This window comes from Streptomyces sp. NBC_00690 (assembly GCF_036226685.1).
In the GTDB taxonomy this organism is placed as follows: domain Bacteria; phylum Actinomycetota; class Actinomycetes; order Streptomycetales; family Streptomycetaceae; genus Streptomyces.
Genome location: NZ_CP109009.1, coordinates 7,793,622 through 7,811,700, shown reverse-complemented (window position 1 = coordinate 7,811,700; position 18,079 = coordinate 7,793,622). Strand labels below are relative to the sequence as shown.

Below are 18,079 nucleotides of genomic sequence, written 5' to 3'. Positions count from 1 at the left end.
CGGTCCGGACGGGCCAACCAGAGCCAATTCGCCCGTCCGGACCGAACAGCCCGTGGCTATGCGGTGAGGCCGAAGTCGTCCTGCGTACGGGTCTGCTGCAGGGTCTCGGTAAGCCGGTCCGAAGCGACGGCGGCGTAATGCTTCGTCTTCTCGACGCCGATGAAGTCGCGGCCCTCCAGCAAGGCCGCCACCCCCGTCGAACCGGAACCGGCGCAGAAGTCCAGGACCGTACCGCCCGGCGGAGCGATCTGCACCAGGTCACGCATCACCGAGACCGGCTTCTGCGTGATGTGCTGCCTGCCCTTCCCCGACGGCTGCGAAGCCGAGTACTGCCCCGGTAGGTAGACCGGGTTCCGGGCGGCGTCGATCGGCCCATTACTGGCCCAGACGATGAACTCGCAGTTCTGGGTGAAGCGGCCCTTCTGGGGCCTAGCCTGCGGCTTATGCCACACGAGGACACCGCGCCACAGCCAGCCCGCAGCCTGGATCGCATCCGTGGTGACCGGCAACTGCCGCCAGTCCGTGAACAAAAGTGCCGTGCCGCCCACCTTGGTGAGGCGGTGGGCCTCGGTCATGATCTGCGTCAACCAGAACCCGTAAGACCTCTGATCCATGTTCTCGCCCGTAAAGTCCGGCAGATCATGGCCGGCATCGGCGGAGGTGTACTTCTGGCGGGCGCTACGGGAGGTGCGTTCCTTCGCGGTCCGACCGCCCGAGTTGTATGGCGGGTCGGTGATCACGGAGTCGACACAGTCGTCCGGCAGACCGGCGAGGACAGTCAGGGCGTCGCCCTGGTGAAGGGAAAAAGGCAAAGGGATACCCCAGGATTCGGGTCGGGAATGAGGGTGGGAGAGGTGCACCCTGCTCGCCGCCTGCCCTTGCTCGGTGAATGCGGGCAGGGCGGACGGCCGCGTGTGAGGCGGGTAGCGAGGGGGAGATACCAAAACTCTAGGGCACGATCCCCGGTTGACCGCTATCGCCGCCGAATGCGATACGCGAGCGGCGACCCAGATTCCTGAACTATTTCGCCAACCGGGGATCTGGGCTTACTGTTTTGGAAGTGCCCGGCGAACACCGCCGCAGGCCCATCCCCCTCCCCACCCTCTTGGCTATTCCCATGCCCTGTTCCACCTGACCGGCGCCCTCCAGGCACGAGCGGCAACTCGTACGCCGGAGAGCCACCCCAACGACGCACCCCGTCCCACCCCGCCACGGCTCGCGCCTCTCACACCGGACACCACGCGACCGGGCCTCACTTCAAGGGAGTACCTCTGTGGCACGCTCCAATCTGTCCGAACACCGCCTACCGGCCGAACCGCACGCTCCGGGAGGCGGCACCGGTTGAAGGCCGCAGCCGCCGCCATCGGCGTCTTCTGCCTCTCCCCCCTCCTCCTCGCCGGGACCGCCGTCGTCGTCGCGTCCGGCAGCAGCGCCGCCCTCGACAACACCTCCTGCACCACCACGGATGTCGACGCCGAGGCGGTCGCGGCGCAGGTCGCGGCCATCCTCGGCGGCGCAGGCGCCGACCAGGACATCACGGTCGAGGGCCTCGACCTCCCGGCCGAGCAGATCCCGCACGCCAAGACGATCGTCGCCACCGGCATCTCCCTGAACGTGCCAGAGCGCGGGCAGGTCGTGGCCCTGGCCACCGCCTTGCAGGAATCCCGGCTGCGGAACCTCGACTACGGCGACCGAGACAGCCTGGGGTTGTTCCAGCAGCGGCCGAGCATGGGCTGGGGCACCCCCGACCAGATCCGCGACCCCGTCTACTCCTCCACCAAGTTCTACGAAGGGCTGCTAGGCACAGCCGGGTGGCAGCAGATGACCATCACCCAAGCCGCCCAAGCCGTCCAGAAATCCGGGTACCCGGACGCGTACGCGCAGTGGGAACCACTGTCCCGTGCACTGCAGAAGGCCATCACCGCCATCCTGCCCGACCAGGGCGACGGCACCGGGGAGACGCCGGATGAGGCTGCCGGGGGCGGTAGTTCCGGGTGTGCGCCCGGCGAGGACGGCTCCGGCTTCGGCCCGATCCCCGACGGAGCCGTACCCGTCGGATACGCGATCCCCAAGGACGCTGATCCGAGGGCGCGCACGGCGATCACCTGGGCGATGGGGCAGCTCGGCACCCCCTACCAGTGGGGCGGGACCTGCACCGACCCCCGCGGACCCGACCCGATGGGCCGCTGCGACTGCTCCAGCCTGACCCAGCAGGCATACCGGGCAGCCGGGGTCACCCTCACCCGCACCACATACACCCAGGTCAACGAAGGCACAGCCGTCTCCCCCAAGGCCATGAAACCGGGTGACCTGATCTTCTCCCGCGGCACCGCCACCCGCCCTGAGCACGTCAGCCTCTACATGGGCTCAGGACTCCTGATCAACGCCCCCCGCACCGGGACCGTCGTCCGCATCGAGCCCGTGAAAAACACCAAGATCCTCAGCGTGCGCCGCGTCCTCTGACGCCCCTTCTCCCCTTGTGGGTTCCGATTTCAGATGTCGGCGTCCAGCCGAACCCACTTCCCTCCCCTCTTTCACTGATTCCCGCAGACCCGGGTGGTCTGTGTCATGCAAGGAGCTTCGCCATAGCCATGTCTCTCGCCGACCGCGTCACCTATCTCGCCTTCGACCCGGGCATCACCCCGAAGGGAGGCGGGTTGCCCGGTCTCGACGTGCTCCGCAACGTCGTCAGCAGCATCAACATGTTCGGCATCATCGCCGTGGTCGGCGCGCTGGCTGTCTCGCTGGGGGTGTGGGCCTGGGGCCACCACTCCGGCGGTCACCAGGCCGAGGCCAACGGCAAGAAGGGCGCGTTGGTGAGTGCCGGAGCCGCGCTCGGCCTCGGCGCCGCGAACGGCATCGTCGCCTTCTTCTCCGCACTGGGGACGCAGGTCGACTGACATGAGACGATCCCGCACCACGGCCCTGCACCAGCGCACCGCCGGCTGGTCGGCCAACCGCCGCATCTCCACCATGGCCGCCGTACTCGCCGTCCTGGTCGCCGCAGCTGGCCTCGCCGCCTACCTCTTGGGCCGCAGCGAGCAATCCAGCATCGCTTCCTCACCCACGGCACCGGCAAGCCCCGCCCCGTCCAAGGAGGGCAAACCGTCGCCAGGCCCGGACGGCGGCTCGGTGGCCTTGCCGCCGCAGATCGCCGACCCGCTGGCCTTCGGCAAGTCTGCCGCCGCGATGTTGTGGTCCTACGACACCCGCACCACCAGCCGTGACCAGCAACTGGCCGGGATGCGGGCGTGGATGACGGACGAGGTGCAGTACAGCGACTGGGCCGAGGTTCAGGCGCAGGTGCCGGCTCCGGTGTTGTGGTCGCGGATGCGGGACAACGCGCAGCACGCCACCGCGACGATCGGCGATGCCCGATTCCCGTCGGCGTTCAAGCAGGCCCTCGCCGACAACCCGACCGCCCTGAGTGAGGCGTACATCTACGCCGTCACCGTCACCGGGAAGCAGACGATCTCTTGGAAGGACGGTGGGGGCGGGGCGGAGGACCGTTCGGTCACCCTCGCCGTCCAGTGCCGCCCGTCCACGGACTGTGCGCTCGTGTCCATCGCGCCGCTCGTCGCCCCATAACCCTGAGAGGAGGTTCGTTACCCCATGAATTTCTGTGAACTCCCCCTGGCGGACAAGGTGTGCGGCGTCATCGACGCGGCGAAGTTCGTGTCCGACCCGGGCGCGGCGATCGGGAACTGGATGGCCAAGAGCGCCGGTGAACTGGCCGCTGCGGCGACTGATTTGGCGGCGGACGCCGTCAACGCCACCACGAACATCGACTTGAACGCCGCGTGGTTTCGCGACAACTACGAGACGCTGCTGCCCATCGGGTTGATCGTCCTGGTCGCCACGTTCTGTGCCCAGTTGATTCGGGCCGCGATGAAACGGGACGGGCAAGCGCTGGCCCAGGCGTTCACCGGCACCGCCAGTGGTGTGCTGTTCGCGTTCGCCGCCATCGCCCTGACCACTGTTGCGATTGAGGTCACCGACGCGTTGTCGGACGGGTTGTTCCGAGCGGCGAACACCAGTGTCGAGGACGCTGTGCGGCGCATGGTCAAGGTGCATCAGATCGGTGCCCTGACCGGGTTGGGTTGGCTGGTGATGGTGTTCGCCGCTCTCGCCGCCGCGATCGGCGCGTTCCTGTACTGGTGCGTGATGATGGTCCGCAAGATCGGCATCCTCGTCCTCGTCACCCTCGCGGTGTTCGCCGCGGCGGGCGGAGGCTGGGAGGCCACCCGCCGGTGGCGCCGCGGCTGGATCGAAGCCACCGCCACCCTCATCGTCTCCAAACTGCTGATGACCGTGGTGTTCCTCCTCGGCATGTCCGCCATGGGCAAGACCGAAGCCGACGGTGGGATCGCCGCGCTCTCCGACGTCATGGCAGGCATCGTCATCATGATGCTCGTCCTGCTCTGCCCGTACGCCACGTTCAAGTTCGTGCACTGGGCCGCCGAGGGCACCAACGGTGAGGACATCCACCGCGCCGGCGGCGCCGGCGCCCAACTGGCGCGGCAGCACGCCGAACGCGCGGGACGGAAGGCCGCCTCGATGGCGGCGACCGCCGGTACCGGCGGAGCAGCCGGTGCCGCAGAGGGCGCTGGGAGTGCCGCGCCGCAGGGCCCGGACTTCGCCGACGGCTCCTTCCCCGGCGATATCGCCTCCTCCAGCACCGCAGGTGGTGGCAGTGGTGGTGAGCAGACTGGTCAGAGCAGCGGCCAGCTGGGCGGTGTATCGCCCGCCGCTGACGCGATGGCCAAGGGTGTGGAGCAGGCCGTCCAGGAAGCGCCCGTGAGCCCGGGACCAGGTAACAGTTCCAGCCCCAACTCTGGCACTGGTTCTGGCTCGGGCGGGCAGCAGGACGCGCCCGCGCCAGTGGTCGCCGACCAGGACAGCAGCAGCCAGCCTGCGTCTGTCGTTCCCGGGGTGCCGCCCGCCGGGTACGTGCCGCGGAGTGCTCCGACCAGTACCGCGCCGCCGCCCCCGCAGGGCGCACCGCCCGCACCGGACACCGCGCCTCGTACCGGTCCGGGTACGTCCAGTGGGCCGGCGAGCCCGCCGCCTTCGCCCACCGGCACCTGACCGGCTCCTCCGAAACGGTCGGGTGGGGCACGGCAGAACAGCCTGTCGTGCTCCACCCGGCTCCTCCCTCGCATGTCCTGGAATGGTTGTCCGTCTTGTCTGAACTTTCCACAATGCAAGCGCCGGTGACGGTGAAGTTTCCGCACCGCTCGCGCCGCGGCATCCTCCTCGGTCTGTCGCTACCGCAGTTGTCTTTGGTCTCGGCCGCGCTCGCCCTGTTGATGGTGACCGTCGTGTCCACCGGCCTGGTCGGCGCGGTGCTGTTGACCCCGGTGTGGGCGGCGGTCGCCGGTCTAACCTTCATCCGTCGCGCCGGCCGCTCTCTGATCGACTGGGCCCCGATCGTCCTGCGCTACCTGTTCCGGCGGCGCTCCGGGCAGACGAGATGGCTCGCGCGTCCGGTGTCCCGGCCTCGGCAGGACGGCATTCTTCACCTGCCCGGCACCGCCGCATCGCTCCGGGTCGTCACCCCGCATGGATCGGAGGCCGCCGCGGTGCACGACCCGCACCGCCAGACGCTGACCGCTGTCGCCCGCATCTCCAGCAGAGCGTTCGCGCTCCTCGACCCCGCCACGCAGAACGCCAACGTCAGCGGCTGGGGCCGAGCCTTGGCCAGTGTTTCCCGTACCGGGCACATCGCCGCCATCCAGGTCCTGGAACGCACCGTCCCCGACTCCGGCGACACCCTCACCCGACACTGGGTCCAGCAGGGGCATCCCGACACCCCGGTCGCCGGACAGATCTATGGCGACTTGGTCGAATCCGCCGGACCGGCCGCCGCCCCCCACGAGTCCTACCTCGTGATCTCCCTCGACCTCAAAGCCGCCAAACGGCTGGTCTCCCAAGCGGGTGGAGGGTTGCCGGGCGCGTTCACGGTGATGGAGCAGACCACCTCCTCCGTGACGCAGGCCGCACGGGGTGCGGGGCTGACCGTGGCCGGGTGGCTCACCGCGCCGGAGATCGCCGCCGTCATCCGCACCGCCTACGACCCGCAATCCCTGTCCCGGCTGCAGCAGTGGTCCGAGACCGGCCGAGCCGAAGCACACCCCGAAGCCGCGGGCCCGGTCGTTCAGGTCGAAGAAGCGGATCGGGTGATCACCGACAGTGCGCGGCACGCCACCTACTGGGTCGAGAACTGGCCTCGCACCGAAACCTCGGCCGGGTTCTTGCACGGGCTGATGTTCACCGCCGGAGTGCGCCGCAGCCTCTCCCTCATCTATGTGCCCAAAACACTGGAAGCAGCGCTACGCGACGTCCAGCGCACGAAGGCGACGATCATCGCCGACGCCAACGAGCGCCGACGCCGGGGCATGGTCGACTCCGAGGCCGACACCATCGAGTACGCCGACGCCAAAACCCGTGAACGCCAGTTGATCGCCGGGCATGCAGATGTCGACCTCACCGGCCTGCTCACCGTGAGCGCCCCGACCGACGCCGCGCTGGACGCCGCGTGCGCGACCATCGAGACCGCCGCCGGGTCCGCTCAAGTCGACCTCCGCCGGTTGGACTTTCAACAGCCGGACGCCTTCACCACCGCAGCCCTCCCTCTCGCCCGGATCGCCCTATGAGCTCTCCTCCCGACGCATCCCCCTATTTGCGGGCCGCGACCGCCGGTCTTCGCCACCACGCCCGCGCCCTCACCACAGGGAGCCCCACCGCACGCCAGGCTCCCGGCCGGTCCCATCTGGACGCCTTGCACGCTCATCTCACCGCGCTGCACCAGCTCCTCGACCAGTGCGCCGAGCAGACCAGGCCCCCGCACCCGACCGCTGGACGGCATCTCGCCGCCGCGCACACCCGGATATGGCAGGCCACCGCAGAGGTCCACGACGCCTTCCACACCCTCCCCACCAGCCCGGAAGCCAGCAGTACGGACTGCGATCCGCAGGCGTTGCCGGAAGGCCCGCCGGTGTTGACCATCTGCCAGCGCCACCTCGCCGCCGGACACAGGATCCGCCGCAGGACCACCCCCACCGACCTCACCCGTGCGTCGTGAGCAGACCCCGCCGAAACGAGCCCCAGATGTCCCACCGGCCCTCTTGCCGCGCCCGCCGCGCCTCCGCTTCACCGCTGTTCACCCCGCACGGCACGGACCGCGCCGGCCGCAGACAGGCCCGCCGCCAGCTCGCCGAAGCCACCGCCCAAGCCCGCGCCGCCGCCACCGCCCACCCGGACGGTTCGACACCGGCCGAGGAAGAAATGCCACCGCCGTTGTATGGGGCAGGCGGACGACCGGGCCCCGCGTCCGCCCGAGGCTCGAAGCTCAGGCTCCCCGCGCACCGTATGACCACCGCCACCGCGTCCGGTGCGTATCCGTTCTTGGCGGAGGGCGGGCTCGGCGCGGATGGCATCTACATCGGCCGCGACGTCCACGCGGAGGCTGCTTTCAGCTTCGATCCCTTCACCCTCTACGGGAAGATCGAGGGCTTCACCAACCCCAACGTCCTGCTCGCGGGGGTGATCGGGCAGGGCAAGTCCGCGCTCGCCAAGTCCTTCGCGCTGCGATCCATCGCTTTCGGCTACCGCGTCTACGTCCCCTGCGACCCAAAGGGCGAGTGGACGCCCGTCGCGCAAGTCCTCGGCGGCACCACCATCGCCCTCGGGCCCGGACTGCCCGGCAAACTCAACCCCCTCGACGCGGCCCCCCGGCCGAACAGCGTGTCGGAAGAGGAATGGGCGACCGAGATCCGCAAGCGCCGGCTCCTGCTCCTCGGGTCACTGGCGAGGACCGTGCTGGGCCGCGACCTCGCGCCGATGGAGCACACCGCCCTGGATGTCGCCCTCGACACCATCGTGAGCCAAGCCGAAAGCGCAGGCCGGGCCCCGCTCCTCGGCGACATCGCCACCACCCTCAACAACCCGGGCCTGCTGGATATCGCGGGCGGCGCCCTGTCGGGGCGGCTCGGCGACGCCGCCCGCGACCTCGCCCACGCACTGCGCCGCATGGTCCACGGAGACCTCGCCGGCATGTTCGACGCCCCCTCCACCGTCGCCTTCGACCCCAGCTCGCCGATGCTGAGCATCGACCTGTCCCGCCTCGGCGGATCCGGCGACGACACCGCCCTCGTCCTCGCCATGACCTGCGCCTCCGCCTGGATGGAAAGCGCGCTCACCGACCCGAACGGCGGACGGCGCTGGATCGTCTACGACGAAGCCTGGCGCCTCATGCGCCACCCCGGACTCCTGCAACGCATGCAAGCCCAATGGAAACTCTCCCGCGGCCTCGGCATCGCCAACCTCATGGTCATCCACCGACCGTCCGACCTCCTGACCGCCGGCGATGCCGGGTCCCGCGGACGAGCGCTGGCCGAAGGACTCCTCGCCGACTGCTCCACCCGCATCATCTACCGCCAGGAAAACGACCAACTCCAGGCAGCCGCCACCCTCCTCGGCCTCACCAGCGTCGAAACGCAGGCCATCGCCCACCTCAACCGGGGACGTGGCCTATGGCGGGTCGCCGGACGATCCTTCATCGTTCAACATCTTCTGCACCCGCACGAAGCACAACTCTTCGACACCGACGCCCGCATGCACTAGATCCACGGCTCGCAGGTTCACGAATCCCGACGTACGGACCTCTGTCCTGCCTGCCGGACTCGGACCACATCCCCCCTTCCCGCCATTCCCAGGAGTTTCAGATCGACTTCCACCCGACCATCCTTCTCTTCCCCGACCTCGACGAGGAGGACCTCCACGCCCTCGCCGACGACATCAGGGCAAAGGGTCTCCTGCATCCCATCGTCCTCGACACCGACGGCCGGATCATCGACGGACGCAACCGCCTCAAGGCATGCGAGATCGCCGGCGTCGAACCCGCATACACCACCTACGACGGTGACGACCCCAGCGCCTACGCCCTGTCCGCGAACGTCCACCGACGCAACCTCACCAAGGGCCAAATCGCGATGATCACAGCCAAAGCCTGTTCACTCAGTGGACAGAGCGAACGTCCACTCAGTGGACGCTCCTCCCGTTCACTGAGTGAACAACTGGGAGTCTCGCTCGGCACCGTAGGAAAGGCCAGCATCGTTCTTCAACACGCCCCCGACCTCGTGGACCCGGTCATCAGCGGTGCCACCGGGCTGAACGAGGCATACGCCACCGCCCAGGAGAACAAGGCCAAGGCCAACAGCGCCGAAGTCCAACTCGCCCGCCTGCGCGAAGCCGACCCCGAACTCGCCGACCGAGTCGTCGAAGGCGACCTCACCCTCGCCGGCGCGTGGGCCGAACGCACCGCCCGCGTCGAAGAGGACAAGCGCGAGCGCCGCGTCGCCACACGCCTGCTGGACGAGGTGGTCCCGCTGCTCGCCCAAGCCCGCGGAACCCGCACGTTCAGCCGGTACGACCCCCTCTACGCCAGCGGTGCGCCCATCACCCGGGAGACCATCGCGCACGCCATGACCGCGCTGGGGGAGATGGACCAGGTCTGGCAGGAGCGTGACCTGCCGTGACCTCCACCGCAACCCTTCGCCTCCAGCGCATCGTCGAACAGACCGCACTGCATCTCACCGACGCCGACGGCCGCTTCCACAAGGCCGCTCTCACGGAGGCGGTACGGGAGCAGCTCACCCGTGGGGACCTCGACCCACACATCCAGGCCGCCGCCCTCGACCGGCTCGCCGACAGCCTTGTCACAGGTTTCGGTGAGCAGCGCAACCCCCGTCGCCGACGCACCGGTGCGCTCTTCCACCCCCGTGACCTGGTGAAGCTGGGCACGGGTGTGTGGGTGTGGATGGATCGGGCCACCGACTCCGACCTGCTGGAATGGAGCCGCCTGTCCCGGCGGAACCGGGCACGCGTGGGCCTGGCGGACACCGAAATCCAGGAGTACGTCGACCAGCGCATCGACGCCTTCCGCGCCCACGCCGACGTCACCCACCTCGGAGAGTTGGAACGCTTGGCCTTCGGCTGGACCGCAGACCCCACCGACACCCTTCCAGAACCCTCGGTGCAACCGTAGGGGCCGCACGTCGTGAGTGAACCCCCCCTCGCCCTGATCGTCCTTGTGCGGAAACCGCAGCCAGGGCGACGGGGCACTCGCTCCCCGGATACGAGACGAGCGAGGGCCCATGCCCCACCTCACCGCTGAGGACTTCGGGCTGCGCGCTGGGCGACTACCTCTTCGGGTGGCACCCGTGGTCACACATCACCGGTGTTTCCTCCGGCGCCGAAATACGGCTGGGCAGCTACCCGGGCGCCTGAATCCTTGCGTTCCGCTAGGAGGAATGGGACCGCAGCGTCGGCGATCCGGGGGATGCCGTTGACGAGCATGAGGCCGTAGGTGCACAGAACGCCGTAGGCACGAAACCGCATCCCGGCCCGACGCTTGCGCATCCACGGCGGTGTCCACTCCGCCAAGATCGCCACCGGCACCGGCACCGGCACCGGCACCACCGTGGACACTCCCAGCGCTATCCAGTGGTACAGCGGATCGCCATTCACTCCGCCCCCCTCCGTAGGCGATCACCAACCTGCGGAGGGCGGCGAGACACATCCATACCGAGCACCGCGAGGTTCCGGCGAACCTCTCCGGTTCACAGCACCAGCACCCCTTGGAGGGCTTGCTTGTCCCATCCCGATTTCGAGCTGTACGACAACGTCGGCCGCACCACCGAGCAGATCCACGCCTACAACACGAACACTCCCACCATCGACGACCTGCACCGCCGGGCCCACCACTATGCCCGGCCGTTCCTCAACGAAGTCCCTCTCCCTTCCCCCGCCCCGGTCATAGCCGCCTCACGCGAACGCCTGACCCAAGCAAAGGACACCGACCAGTTCAACGCCGTCCTCGACCAGGCCCTCACCGGCGAGAACGGCGCCCTCGACGAGATCCACAACACTCTGAAGGCCGCAGCCGCCTGGTGCGAGAAGCACAACTGGCCCGAGCAAGCGCACCGCTACCGCGTCCACGCAGACCGGGTCTTCAACCTCGCATGGAGCCTCTCCGGTCTGGGCACCGAACACCTCGCCGCCGCCTATGACCGCCCCGTGTCACGTCCCGCAGCCCCACACCAACCAGCGAAGACCCCAGGCTTGCCACCTGCTACCACGCCCCGGCCCGGCGAGGCCGGCCCAACACGCTGACCTGCGAGCCGGCCTGGACATACACCGACACCACCCGTGCGCCCGACGCTCGCCCAGACGCCTGCGATGGGCAGCCACCCGCCCTTGGCTCGAAAGGCCCTGCATGTCCGTCCAGAAGCCCCTCGACCCCAGTGAGCCAGTACACCTCTCTCCCCGCTACCTCGCGGCGAGCCCACCTGCCGAGCACCGTCAGCACGTGGTGGACCTCGCCCAGGCCCACGGCTGGTCCCTCGACACCGGCCCGTACACCTCCACCGCCACCAGCCCGTGCGAGAAGATCACCATCCGCCACGACCGTGCGGCAGAGGGCCTCGGCCCGCATCTGACGATCTCCGCCCGCACCGGCCCGGGTGCCCCCGACCGGTGGCGGGCCGATGTCGCCGGGGCCACGCCGGTGGAGTTCCTCACCTCCCTCACCGCCACCATCGCCCACGGTCTGCAAGCCGACGCGGACCACCTGATCTACGGAATCGGAGACGGAGGTGAGCCTGACCTTTTCGAGCTGCACCTTGACGAGCGGTGGGAGATGACCGACGGGCTGGGGCTGGTGGGTTTCCAGTCCGTGGACGGGCTCGCCGCCCTGATGGGACGCCCTCCCGGCTCCGGCGGACCGCCCCTCCAGGGCGACGAGAACATCGTCTGGCACGCGTTCGCCGTCACCCCGGCCCTCGGACCGATGTGGGGGATCTCCTTCACGTACGAGACACCGCCATTCGTCGTCAACGCCGTCCTGAACCAGGTCCTGTCCCCCGAGCCGCTGGTGCGGCCCGCCGCCCTCGCGCGCCATCCCGACCTCGCCCACCTGGTCACCGCCCACCCGATCACCCCGGCCGCCGGTCAACCGCCGCGCAGCGGCCCCGGGCTCCCCCCGCAGATGCCCGGCTCCCCGCACCAGCCACGCACCCGCTGACCCGATCGAAAGGAATCCCCAGCCTATGGATCCTTCCTCGCACTTCGTGTTCGGTACCCACCCCGACCACGGCGTCGTGGCCACCGCCACCGCGCACACCCCGATCCACCTCGCCGACTGGTACCTCGCCCGCGAGCAGTTCGAGCAAGTCCCCGGCACACCAGGGCTGTACCGGCTGACCCGCCCCGAGCAGGACGGTATCCGGCGCACCCGCCAAGCGGTCCACGACCTGCGCGCCCAGGGCTTCGCCGTCTACACCGACTACTCCCTCGACCCGGTATCCGAGCCCAGTCCATCGCAGCGGCTCGTCAACGCCCGGCAAACCCGGCTCGCGCGGGCCGCCACCACCCGCTCCCCCCAACTGCGCACTACCCCGACCACCAGCCCGGCCCCTCCCGCAACCACCATCCCGGCAACGGTTGCGGCCGTCCACCAGGGAAGAACCCAATGACCGATCACAACACCCGCCCTGTCCACGATGTCGGCCCCACGCCCGGGGAGGTGAGTGCGGCGGTGTCAGCCTTGACCGGCTACGCCGTCCGATACGCGGTCATCACCCTGGGCTGCGAAACCGCGTTGGACCAGGTGCGGACCGCACACGGACAGATCAGCGACCCGTGCGCCGCCGAGGCAGCGCTCGCCGAGCGCACCCGCGATCTCGCGGCCATCGCCACCACCTGGCTCCTGCCCCACACCCAGACCCTGACCGCCGCCGCCCGCCAGGGAATCGACCGGATGCCGCCCGCCCGCCACCACACCGGCTGGCGCCTGCTCCTCAACGACCTCGACCACGCCGCCGCCCAGCTCCGCGCCATCCTCAACACCCACCCCGACCCCGCCGACCAGGGCGGGCGCGACGCCCAGTTGTGGCCGTTCCTCCGCACCTGGAGCGAGCAGGCAACCCTGCTACGGGACCTCACAGCGCAGGCCCAGAGGCCACACGTCCCGCTCCCCACACTCGGAGCAGAGGAGGACCTGTGGACGGGCCGTGCCCGCACGGCCCGTAGCCGGGGCCTGCTGGACCCGATCGAGTCCTGGTACGAAGCGGGCGGGCAGCTCATCACCCTCGTCTACCTCCCCCCAACCACAGACACCGCGGGCGAAGACGAGGAAGACATCGTTGTCGCCCTCGCCGGGGACATCGACAGCCCCACCATGCGAGCCATCGGCCACTACACCCGGCACGAAGACGCCCTGGCCGAACTACCACCCCAGGTCCCGCCCGGCGTCCTGCGCCCCACCCAGCCGGATGCCCGTGCGGTGCCCGACCCCGCGCTCCCCTTCCTCGGCGCACTGACCCGGGAAGTGATCGACGCCCAGCACAGCGCCAGCGTGGCCAAGGCCATCTCCTACCTCACCGACCGGCCACCCCACCCCGCAGGCCACCTCGCCCAACTCACGCCCTTCCTCAACACCTGCGCGGCGTGGGCCACCGCCATGGACACCCGAGCCGGCCAGACCATGGCCACCCGCCTGCGGATACTCACCACCCAGGTCGACCACCTCACCTCCGAGCTCATCAGCATCCAAGAGGACATGGGGAACGCAGTCGCCGTCCTGCCCCCGCACCGCACCCCAGCACCCCGGCACCTACCCCCCACACCCCCGCCACGCACCGCCCTCCCGCCGACGGTGCCCATCGCGCCCGCTGCTGTTCAGCACCGCTGATCGCATTACCAAAGAGGGTCCCGTGTGGCTGTTGTTGGTACACCCGGCTATCAGAACGTGTGGAAAGGCGAGTCAGGTAGCTGCGGGGCCGGTGTGGCCCGCCCTGGGGCATGCCGGCAGTTGCCCATCGTTCGTGGTCCAGCCACGCACCGTTGATGTGCTGGAAGCTCCGGGCCCGCCTCGCCTTCGCCCAACACCCCACCTCCACCACCGATTAGGAGATCCGCCTTGCCCGACGCACCAGCAGAGCCGTTCATCCCGATCCGGCACAGCATCACCGGCGAGATCACCACTACCGGCTACAACGGCGCCGCGCGGCGGATCCTGCTGCAGGCCGGCTTCGAAGAGGCGCCAGGCTGCGCCTGCCGAGCGTCGGAACCCGGTACGGAGCGGACGCACGGGCCTGCTCGGCAGCCAGCGAACTGCTCGCCGCCGGCCGTCCCCTGCACCTGCATCGAGCCCTCAGTCGACCGATGAGCGCCGGCAGTACGCCCCGGTTGGCCCGGTCGCCGATGTGGGCACAGTCCGTGATCCGCTCCGAGGGCGGCCAGCCTCTCCAGCGCATCGCCAACCCACCCGCACCTGTTGAAGGGGTCTCGTTGTGACCACACCCGGAACGCCTGCCAGTCCAGCGCGTACCAAGGGCGGCGAGCTACGGGCCAAGGTGGCTCGGCTGCTGGCCGACCGGCCGGCGGACAGGCTCACGATCGGGGACATGGCCCGGCAGCTGGGCCACTCCCACGGCGCCGTCCGCAACGCCGCCCTTACCCTGGTGCGGCGCGGCGAGGCCGACCAGAGCGGATCCGGGCAACCGGAGTTCCGCGCGAACGCGAAGACCGCCGCTGCCGCGCAGTCCGCTGTGATCAGCCCACCGGGCACTCACTCTCCCCGCGCCCAGGCGGCCACGGCCCGCACGACCATCCCCGCAGCAGCCACGCCCAGGCAGACCGGCCCGATCCGCCGCGCGGGGGGCCAGGTCTACCACCCCCGGGAGCTGGCCGATCTGCCCGACGTCGAGGCGCTGAATCGCTTGCGCGACGCCGACGTGCCGGTGCTGCTCTACGGCCCTCCGGGCACCGGCAAGACGAGTCTGGTCGAGGCGGCGTTCCCGGACCTGCTCACCGTCGCCGGTGACGGCGACACCACGGTCGGCGACTTGGTCGGCGAGTACACACAGGCCGACGCGGGAGCCTACGTCTTCCAGTACGGTCCCCTGGTCACCGCGATGACCGAGGGCCGCGCCCTGCTGATCGACGATGCCACCTTGATCTCACCGAAGGTCCTGGCGGCGCTGTATCCCGCGATGGACGGGCGCAGGCAGATCCAGGTCAAGGCCCACAAGGGCGAGACCATCAAGGCCGAGCCGGGCTTCTACGTGGTGGCGGGCCACAATCCCGGCGTCCACGGGGCGGTGTTGACGGAGGCGCTGTCGTCCCGGTTCAGCGTGCAGATCCAGATCGGCACGGACTACGACCTCGCCCTGGCGCTGAGGATCGATGCCCGGGTGGTCCGGGTCGCCCGACACCTCGCTCGCCAAGTCGAACTCGGCGAACTGGGCTGGGCCCCCCAACTGCGGGAACTGCTCAGCTACCAGAAGACCGAGGCCGTCCTCGGCACCAAAGCCGCGCTCGCGAACCTCGTCGGCATCGCTCCTGTGGAGGATCGCGACGCCGTCGCCGCCGCCGTCATCAAGGCTGCCGGCGTCAAACAGGTCGCTCCCCTCACCCTCGGCAAACAGCTCCCCGCCTCAGCCGCCCGGCAGCCCCCGAGCATCGGCTCCGCACACCGGGGCCGCTCGCGATGAGCGCCCACCACCACGTCCAGTCCCCCGCCACCACCCGGGACAACGACGCCGACCTCGCGCGATGGGACGACGACGGCGCCCCGCCCGCGCAACCCCGTTCCTCCCCGGACGCGTGGCTGCGCGTGGGAGCCGAACTCGGCGACCGGCTGGTCGCCCTCTCCGGCCGCCAGGACCTCCTCGTCACCTGCCGCCCCGGCACGCGCAGCGGCGCACCGGCCGCCTATTTCCCCACGCTGGGCGAGGTCGAGTTCGACGCCCGCCTGTTCGCCCCGCTTAAGCCCCACGAGATCCATCCGCGGATCGTTGGCGACGAGGAGCGGTATCCCGCCGCCTGGGGAGTGTTCGTCCACGAGGCCGCGCACGCGGCCCACTCCCTCTGGACACAGCCTGCCGGAGCGGACCCCCGTGTCGTCGAGGCCGCGCTCCTGCTGGAGGAGAGCCGCGTCGAAGGCGCACACCTGATCACGCGGCCCACGGACCGCACGTACCTGCGCACCAGTGCCCGGACCCTGGTCATGCCCGACATCGCCCACCCCACCCTTAAGGGCATCGAGCACGCCGCCGCCGTGGCGGCCCTGATCCTCGGCCGCCGTGACGTCGGCATCCTGGACCCCGGCGAGACCCGGGCCGTCGCCGATCTGTGCGAAAAGGTGCTGGGCGCAGACCTGCTGGCCACCCTCACCCGCATCTGGACCGCAGCCCACCAGTGCGCCGACCACGACGCCACGACCATGCTCGCGCACGCTCAAAAATGGTGCGACGCTCTGGACACCGCGACCCCCGCCCTGCCCGTGCCGGAGAACCTCACCGATCTGCTGTCCGGCGCCGTGGTGGCCGTCATGGACAGCGCGGCCGCCACCGACGCCGCCGACCTCGCGGCACAGGCCGCAGCGACCAACGCCATGGCCGCGCAGTCCAAGGCGCAGGCACAGGACCGCGCCCAGCGGGCCGGCCAACGACGCAAAGCCGCCGCCACCGCCAAGTCGGTCTTCAACGCCCGTGGCACCACCGTCACCCCCGACGGCACACCAGCGCCCCACGGCAACCCGGTCACCGGCACCCGCAGGCCCACCGCCGCCGAACAGCGTGCCGCCGCACGCCTGAGCCGCGCCCTGCGCGCCGCCGCCTACCGCGAGCGGACCGAGGAGCGGACCACCAGCCCCACCCCGCCCGGCCGCCTCAACATGCGCGCGGCCCTCGCCCGCGACGCTCAGCGCGCGGCCGGGTCCGTCCCCACCGCGGAACCGTTCACCCACACCCGCCGCCGCAACTCCCCCACCCCACCGCTGCGTGTGGGCATCGCCGTCGACGTCTCCGGCTCCATGCGTGCCGCCTGCGCACCCGTCGCGTCCGCCGCCTGGATCGTGGCACGCGCAGCAGCCCTGACCGACCCCGACTCCCTTACCGCCACCATCGCCTACGACCAGCACCTCACCGCACTGACCCGACCCACCCACCGAGCACCAGAACGCGTGACGACGTTCGACGCCAACGGCGGCCACCACAACCTCGGCGACGCCATCGACGCACTCGACCACGGCCTCGAACTCAGCCGCCCCGGCGCCGGCCGCCTCCTCGTGATCGTCACCGACGCCCGGTACAACAGCGACGAAACCACTCAAGCCGCCACCCGCGTCAAGCAACTCACCACCGCCGGCTGCGCCGTACTCCAGCTCACCCTCACCGCGCAGTCCCTCCACCTGCCGGGGACCACCTTGCTGCACCTGCCCCAGCCCTCCAGCGCTCCCGCCGCCATCGCCACGGCGGCCACAGACGCCATCCGCAGGACACGCTGAGACGACGCAGAAGGCGGAAGCGTCCCCGAGACCACCGCCAAGCACTCCAGACCACCTCCGTCCGCCGCATGACTCGTGCATCTGATGCACGACCCTCCGCAACAACGCAGGCCACCACCCCAACCGCCAACGAAAGGCACTCGATTTGAAGCCCCAGACCAGCACCCCGACCTCGAACGCAACGCCCATCAAACGGAATTCACCGGGGGTCCGGAAAAGCTGGACGGTTGCCCACACCTGTGGACACGAGATCACGCACGACCTATCCGGCCGGCCCGCCGACAAGCGCGCGGGATTCGCCCGCTGGCTCGCCGGCCGGGACTGCACCGACTGCTGGAAAGCCGACCGCGACAGTGACACAGCCAGCCGGGAGGAATGGCTCGCCGCCAAGCGCGCCGAAGAACAGGAATCAGCTGCCACATGGGCCCGACAGTTCGACATGCCGCCGCTGGAGGGCCCGGAGAAGGCACTGGCGTGGGGCGAGCGGTCGCGCCACCAGCTGATGACCGCCGCCCATACCGCCCTGGTCGCCGAAGGGTTCCCTGTCAAGTCAGCGTGTTGAGATCTGCTGCCTGGGTGGGTAGGTGGCTGCATATGCGGAAACGACGAGCGAGTGTCGGCCAGTGCTGGCAACGTTTCAGCCTGAGTTGCTTGGAGATGTCGGTCAGAACCAGGAACGGCTGGAAGCTCAGACGCCGCTTAGCGTTACCGATCCAGGAGAAGGGG

The 18,079-nt window shown here is 69.8% G+C and carries 19 protein-coding genes and 1 pseudogene; 17 read left to right on the top strand and 3 right to left on the bottom strand.

Features of this window, described 5'->3' with window-relative positions; all coding sequences use genetic code 11:
• Nucleotides 1-56 precede the first annotated feature (56 nt).
• Entirely contained in the window at nucleotides 57-812 is a 756-nt protein-coding gene (locus OID54_RS33620; protein WP_329025797.1) for a DNA-methyltransferase, read from the bottom strand.
• Nucleotides 813-1,341: 529 nt separating this feature from the next.
• On the opposite strand from OID54_RS33620, the gene OID54_RS33615 reads away from it, so the two are divergent.
• The 7 genes from OID54_RS33615 to OID54_RS33585 all read left to right on the top strand — a co-directional run bounded on the left by OID54_RS33615 (nucleotide 1,342) and on the right by OID54_RS33585 (nucleotide 8,625).
• Nucleotides 1,342-2,463: a C40 family peptidase gene (locus OID54_RS33615; RefSeq protein ID WP_329025796.1), complete on the top strand. Its 1,122-nt coding sequence runs from the start codon at nucleotides 1,342-1,344 to the stop codon at nucleotides 2,461-2,463.
• Between the two features lie 128 nt (nucleotides 2,464-2,591).
• Entirely contained in the window at nucleotides 2,592-2,900 is a 309-nt protein-coding gene (locus OID54_RS33610; protein ID WP_329025795.1) for a DUF6112 family protein, read from the top strand.
• Nucleotide 2,901: 1 nt separating this feature from the next.
• On the top strand, nucleotides 2,902-3,588 hold the full coding sequence (locus OID54_RS33605; RefSeq protein ID WP_329025794.1) for a hypothetical protein: 687 nt from the start codon (nucleotides 2,902-2,904) through the stop codon (nucleotides 3,586-3,588).
• Nucleotides 3,589-3,612: 24 nt separating this feature from the next.
• On the top strand, nucleotides 3,613-5,088 hold the full coding sequence (locus tag OID54_RS33600; RefSeq protein WP_329025793.1) for an SCO6881 family protein: 1,476 nt from the start codon (nucleotides 3,613-3,615) through the stop codon (nucleotides 5,086-5,088).
• A 113-nt stretch (nucleotides 5,089-5,201) separates the two neighbouring features.
• Complete coding sequence (locus OID54_RS33595) at nucleotides 5,202-6,656, top strand: SCO6880 family protein (RefSeq protein ID WP_443055729.1); 1,455 nt, start codon at nucleotides 5,202-5,204, stop codon at nucleotides 6,654-6,656.
• Complete coding sequence (locus tag OID54_RS33590) at nucleotides 6,653-7,084, top strand: DUF6238 family protein (protein ID WP_329025789.1); 432 nt, start codon at nucleotides 6,653-6,655, stop codon at nucleotides 7,082-7,084. The genes OID54_RS33595 and OID54_RS33590 overlap by 4 nt, the downstream gene beginning before the upstream one ends.
• Nucleotides 7,085-7,110: 26 nt before the next feature.
• Complete coding sequence (locus tag OID54_RS33585; RefSeq protein ID WP_329025787.1) at nucleotides 7,111-8,625, top strand: VirB4 family type IV secretion system protein; 1,515 nt, start codon at nucleotides 7,111-7,113, stop codon at nucleotides 8,623-8,625.
• Nucleotides 8,626-8,642: 17 nt separating this feature from the next.
• On the opposite strand, the gene OID54_RS39310 is transcribed toward OID54_RS33585, so the two are convergent.
• A complete protein-coding gene (locus OID54_RS39310; protein WP_443055728.1) occupies nucleotides 8,643-8,987 on the bottom strand; it encodes a hypothetical protein in 345 nt (114 codons plus the stop codon).
• 6 nt (nucleotides 8,988-8,993) lie between these two features.
• Here OID54_RS39310 and OID54_RS39305 point away from each other — a divergent pair, with 6 nt between their 5' ends.
• Nucleotides 8,994-9,539, top strand: a complete 546-nt coding sequence (locus tag OID54_RS39305; RefSeq protein ID WP_443055727.1) for a hypothetical protein — start codon at nucleotides 8,994-8,996, stop codon at nucleotides 9,537-9,539.
• Nucleotides 9,536-10,048: a hypothetical protein gene (locus OID54_RS33575; protein ID WP_329025783.1), complete on the top strand. Its 513-nt coding sequence runs from the start codon at nucleotides 9,536-9,538 to the stop codon at nucleotides 10,046-10,048. The genes OID54_RS39305 and OID54_RS33575 overlap by 4 nt, the downstream gene beginning before the upstream one ends.
• Nucleotides 10,049-10,227: 179 nt before the next feature.
• On the opposite strand, the gene OID54_RS33570 is transcribed toward OID54_RS33575, so the two are convergent.
• Complete coding sequence (locus OID54_RS33570; RefSeq protein ID WP_329025781.1) at nucleotides 10,228-10,530, bottom strand: hypothetical protein; 303 nt, start codon at nucleotides 10,528-10,530, stop codon at nucleotides 10,228-10,230.
• 123 nt (nucleotides 10,531-10,653) lie between these two features.
• Here OID54_RS33570 and OID54_RS33565 point away from each other — a divergent pair, with 123 nt between their 5' ends.
• The 8 genes and pseudogenes from OID54_RS33565 to OID54_RS33530 all read left to right on the top strand — a co-directional run.
• Nucleotides 10,654-11,175, top strand: a complete 522-nt coding sequence (locus tag OID54_RS33565; protein ID WP_329025780.1) for a hypothetical protein — start codon at nucleotides 10,654-10,656, stop codon at nucleotides 11,173-11,175.
• Between the two features lie 103 nt (nucleotides 11,176-11,278).
• On the top strand, nucleotides 11,279-12,085 hold the full coding sequence (locus OID54_RS33560) for a DUF317 domain-containing protein (protein ID WP_329025779.1): 807 nt from the start codon (nucleotides 11,279-11,281) through the stop codon (nucleotides 12,083-12,085).
• Nucleotides 12,086-12,110: 25 nt separating this feature from the next.
• Complete coding sequence (locus OID54_RS33555; protein ID WP_329025777.1) at nucleotides 12,111-12,536, top strand: hypothetical protein; 426 nt, start codon at nucleotides 12,111-12,113, stop codon at nucleotides 12,534-12,536.
• Nucleotides 12,533-13,753: a hypothetical protein gene (locus OID54_RS33550; protein WP_329025776.1), complete on the top strand. Its 1,221-nt coding sequence runs from the start codon at nucleotides 12,533-12,535 to the stop codon at nucleotides 13,751-13,753. Before OID54_RS33555 ends, OID54_RS33550 begins: the two co-directional genes overlap by 4 nt.
• Before the next feature lie 255 nt (nucleotides 13,754-14,008).
• Nucleotides 14,009-14,230, top strand: a complete 222-nt coding sequence (locus OID54_RS33545) for a hypothetical protein (protein WP_329027930.1) — start codon at nucleotides 14,009-14,011, stop codon at nucleotides 14,228-14,230.
• Between the two features lie 187 nt (nucleotides 14,231-14,417).
• On the top strand, nucleotides 14,418-15,557 hold the full coding sequence (locus tag OID54_RS33540) for an AAA family ATPase (protein ID WP_329027928.1): 1,140 nt from the start codon (nucleotides 14,418-14,420) through the stop codon (nucleotides 15,555-15,557).
• Nucleotides 15,554-17,353 (top strand): hypothetical protein, encoded by a 1,800-nt coding sequence (locus OID54_RS33535; protein ID WP_329025774.1) that lies wholly within the window; start codon nucleotides 15,554-15,556, stop codon nucleotides 17,351-17,353. Before OID54_RS33540 ends, OID54_RS33535 begins: the two co-directional genes overlap by 4 nt.
• Nucleotides 17,354-17,540: 187 nt before the next feature.
• Nucleotides 17,541-17,891 (top strand): annotated as a pseudogene (locus OID54_RS33530) (hypothetical protein); the annotation flags it as partial.
• Nucleotides 17,892-18,079: the final 188 nt, after the last annotated feature.

Coding starts and splice junctions, on each gene's coding strand:
- OID54_RS33610 (WP_329025795.1), top strand. CDS start 2,592: ATGTCTCTCGCCGACCGCGTCACCTATCTCGCCTTCGACCCGGGCATC.
- OID54_RS33605 (WP_329025794.1), top strand. CDS start 2,902: ATGAGACGATCCCGCACCACGGCCCTGCACCAGCGCACCGCCGGCTGG.
- OID54_RS33600 (WP_329025793.1), top strand. CDS start 3,613: ATGAATTTCTGTGAACTCCCCCTGGCGGACAAGGTGTGCGGCGTCATC.
- OID54_RS33595 (WP_443055729.1), top strand. CDS start 5,202: ATGCAAGCGCCGGTGACGGTGAAGTTTCCGCACCGCTCGCGCCGCGGC.
- OID54_RS33590 (WP_329025789.1), top strand. CDS start 6,653: ATGAGCTCTCCTCCCGACGCATCCCCCTATTTGCGGGCCGCGACCGCC.
- OID54_RS33585 (WP_329025787.1), top strand. CDS start 7,111: ATGTCCCACCGGCCCTCTTGCCGCGCCCGCCGCGCCTCCGCTTCACCG.
- OID54_RS39305 (WP_443055727.1), top strand. CDS start 8,994: ATGATCACAGCCAAAGCCTGTTCACTCAGTGGACAGAGCGAACGTCCA.
- OID54_RS33560 (WP_329025779.1), top strand. CDS start 11,279: ATGTCCGTCCAGAAGCCCCTCGACCCCAGTGAGCCAGTACACCTCTCT.
- OID54_RS33555 (WP_329025777.1), top strand. CDS start 12,111: ATGGATCCTTCCTCGCACTTCGTGTTCGGTACCCACCCCGACCACGGC.
- OID54_RS33550 (WP_329025776.1), top strand. CDS start 12,533: ATGACCGATCACAACACCCGCCCTGTCCACGATGTCGGCCCCACGCCC.
- OID54_RS33535 (WP_329025774.1), top strand. CDS start 15,554: ATGAGCGCCCACCACCACGTCCAGTCCCCCGCCACCACCCGGGACAAC.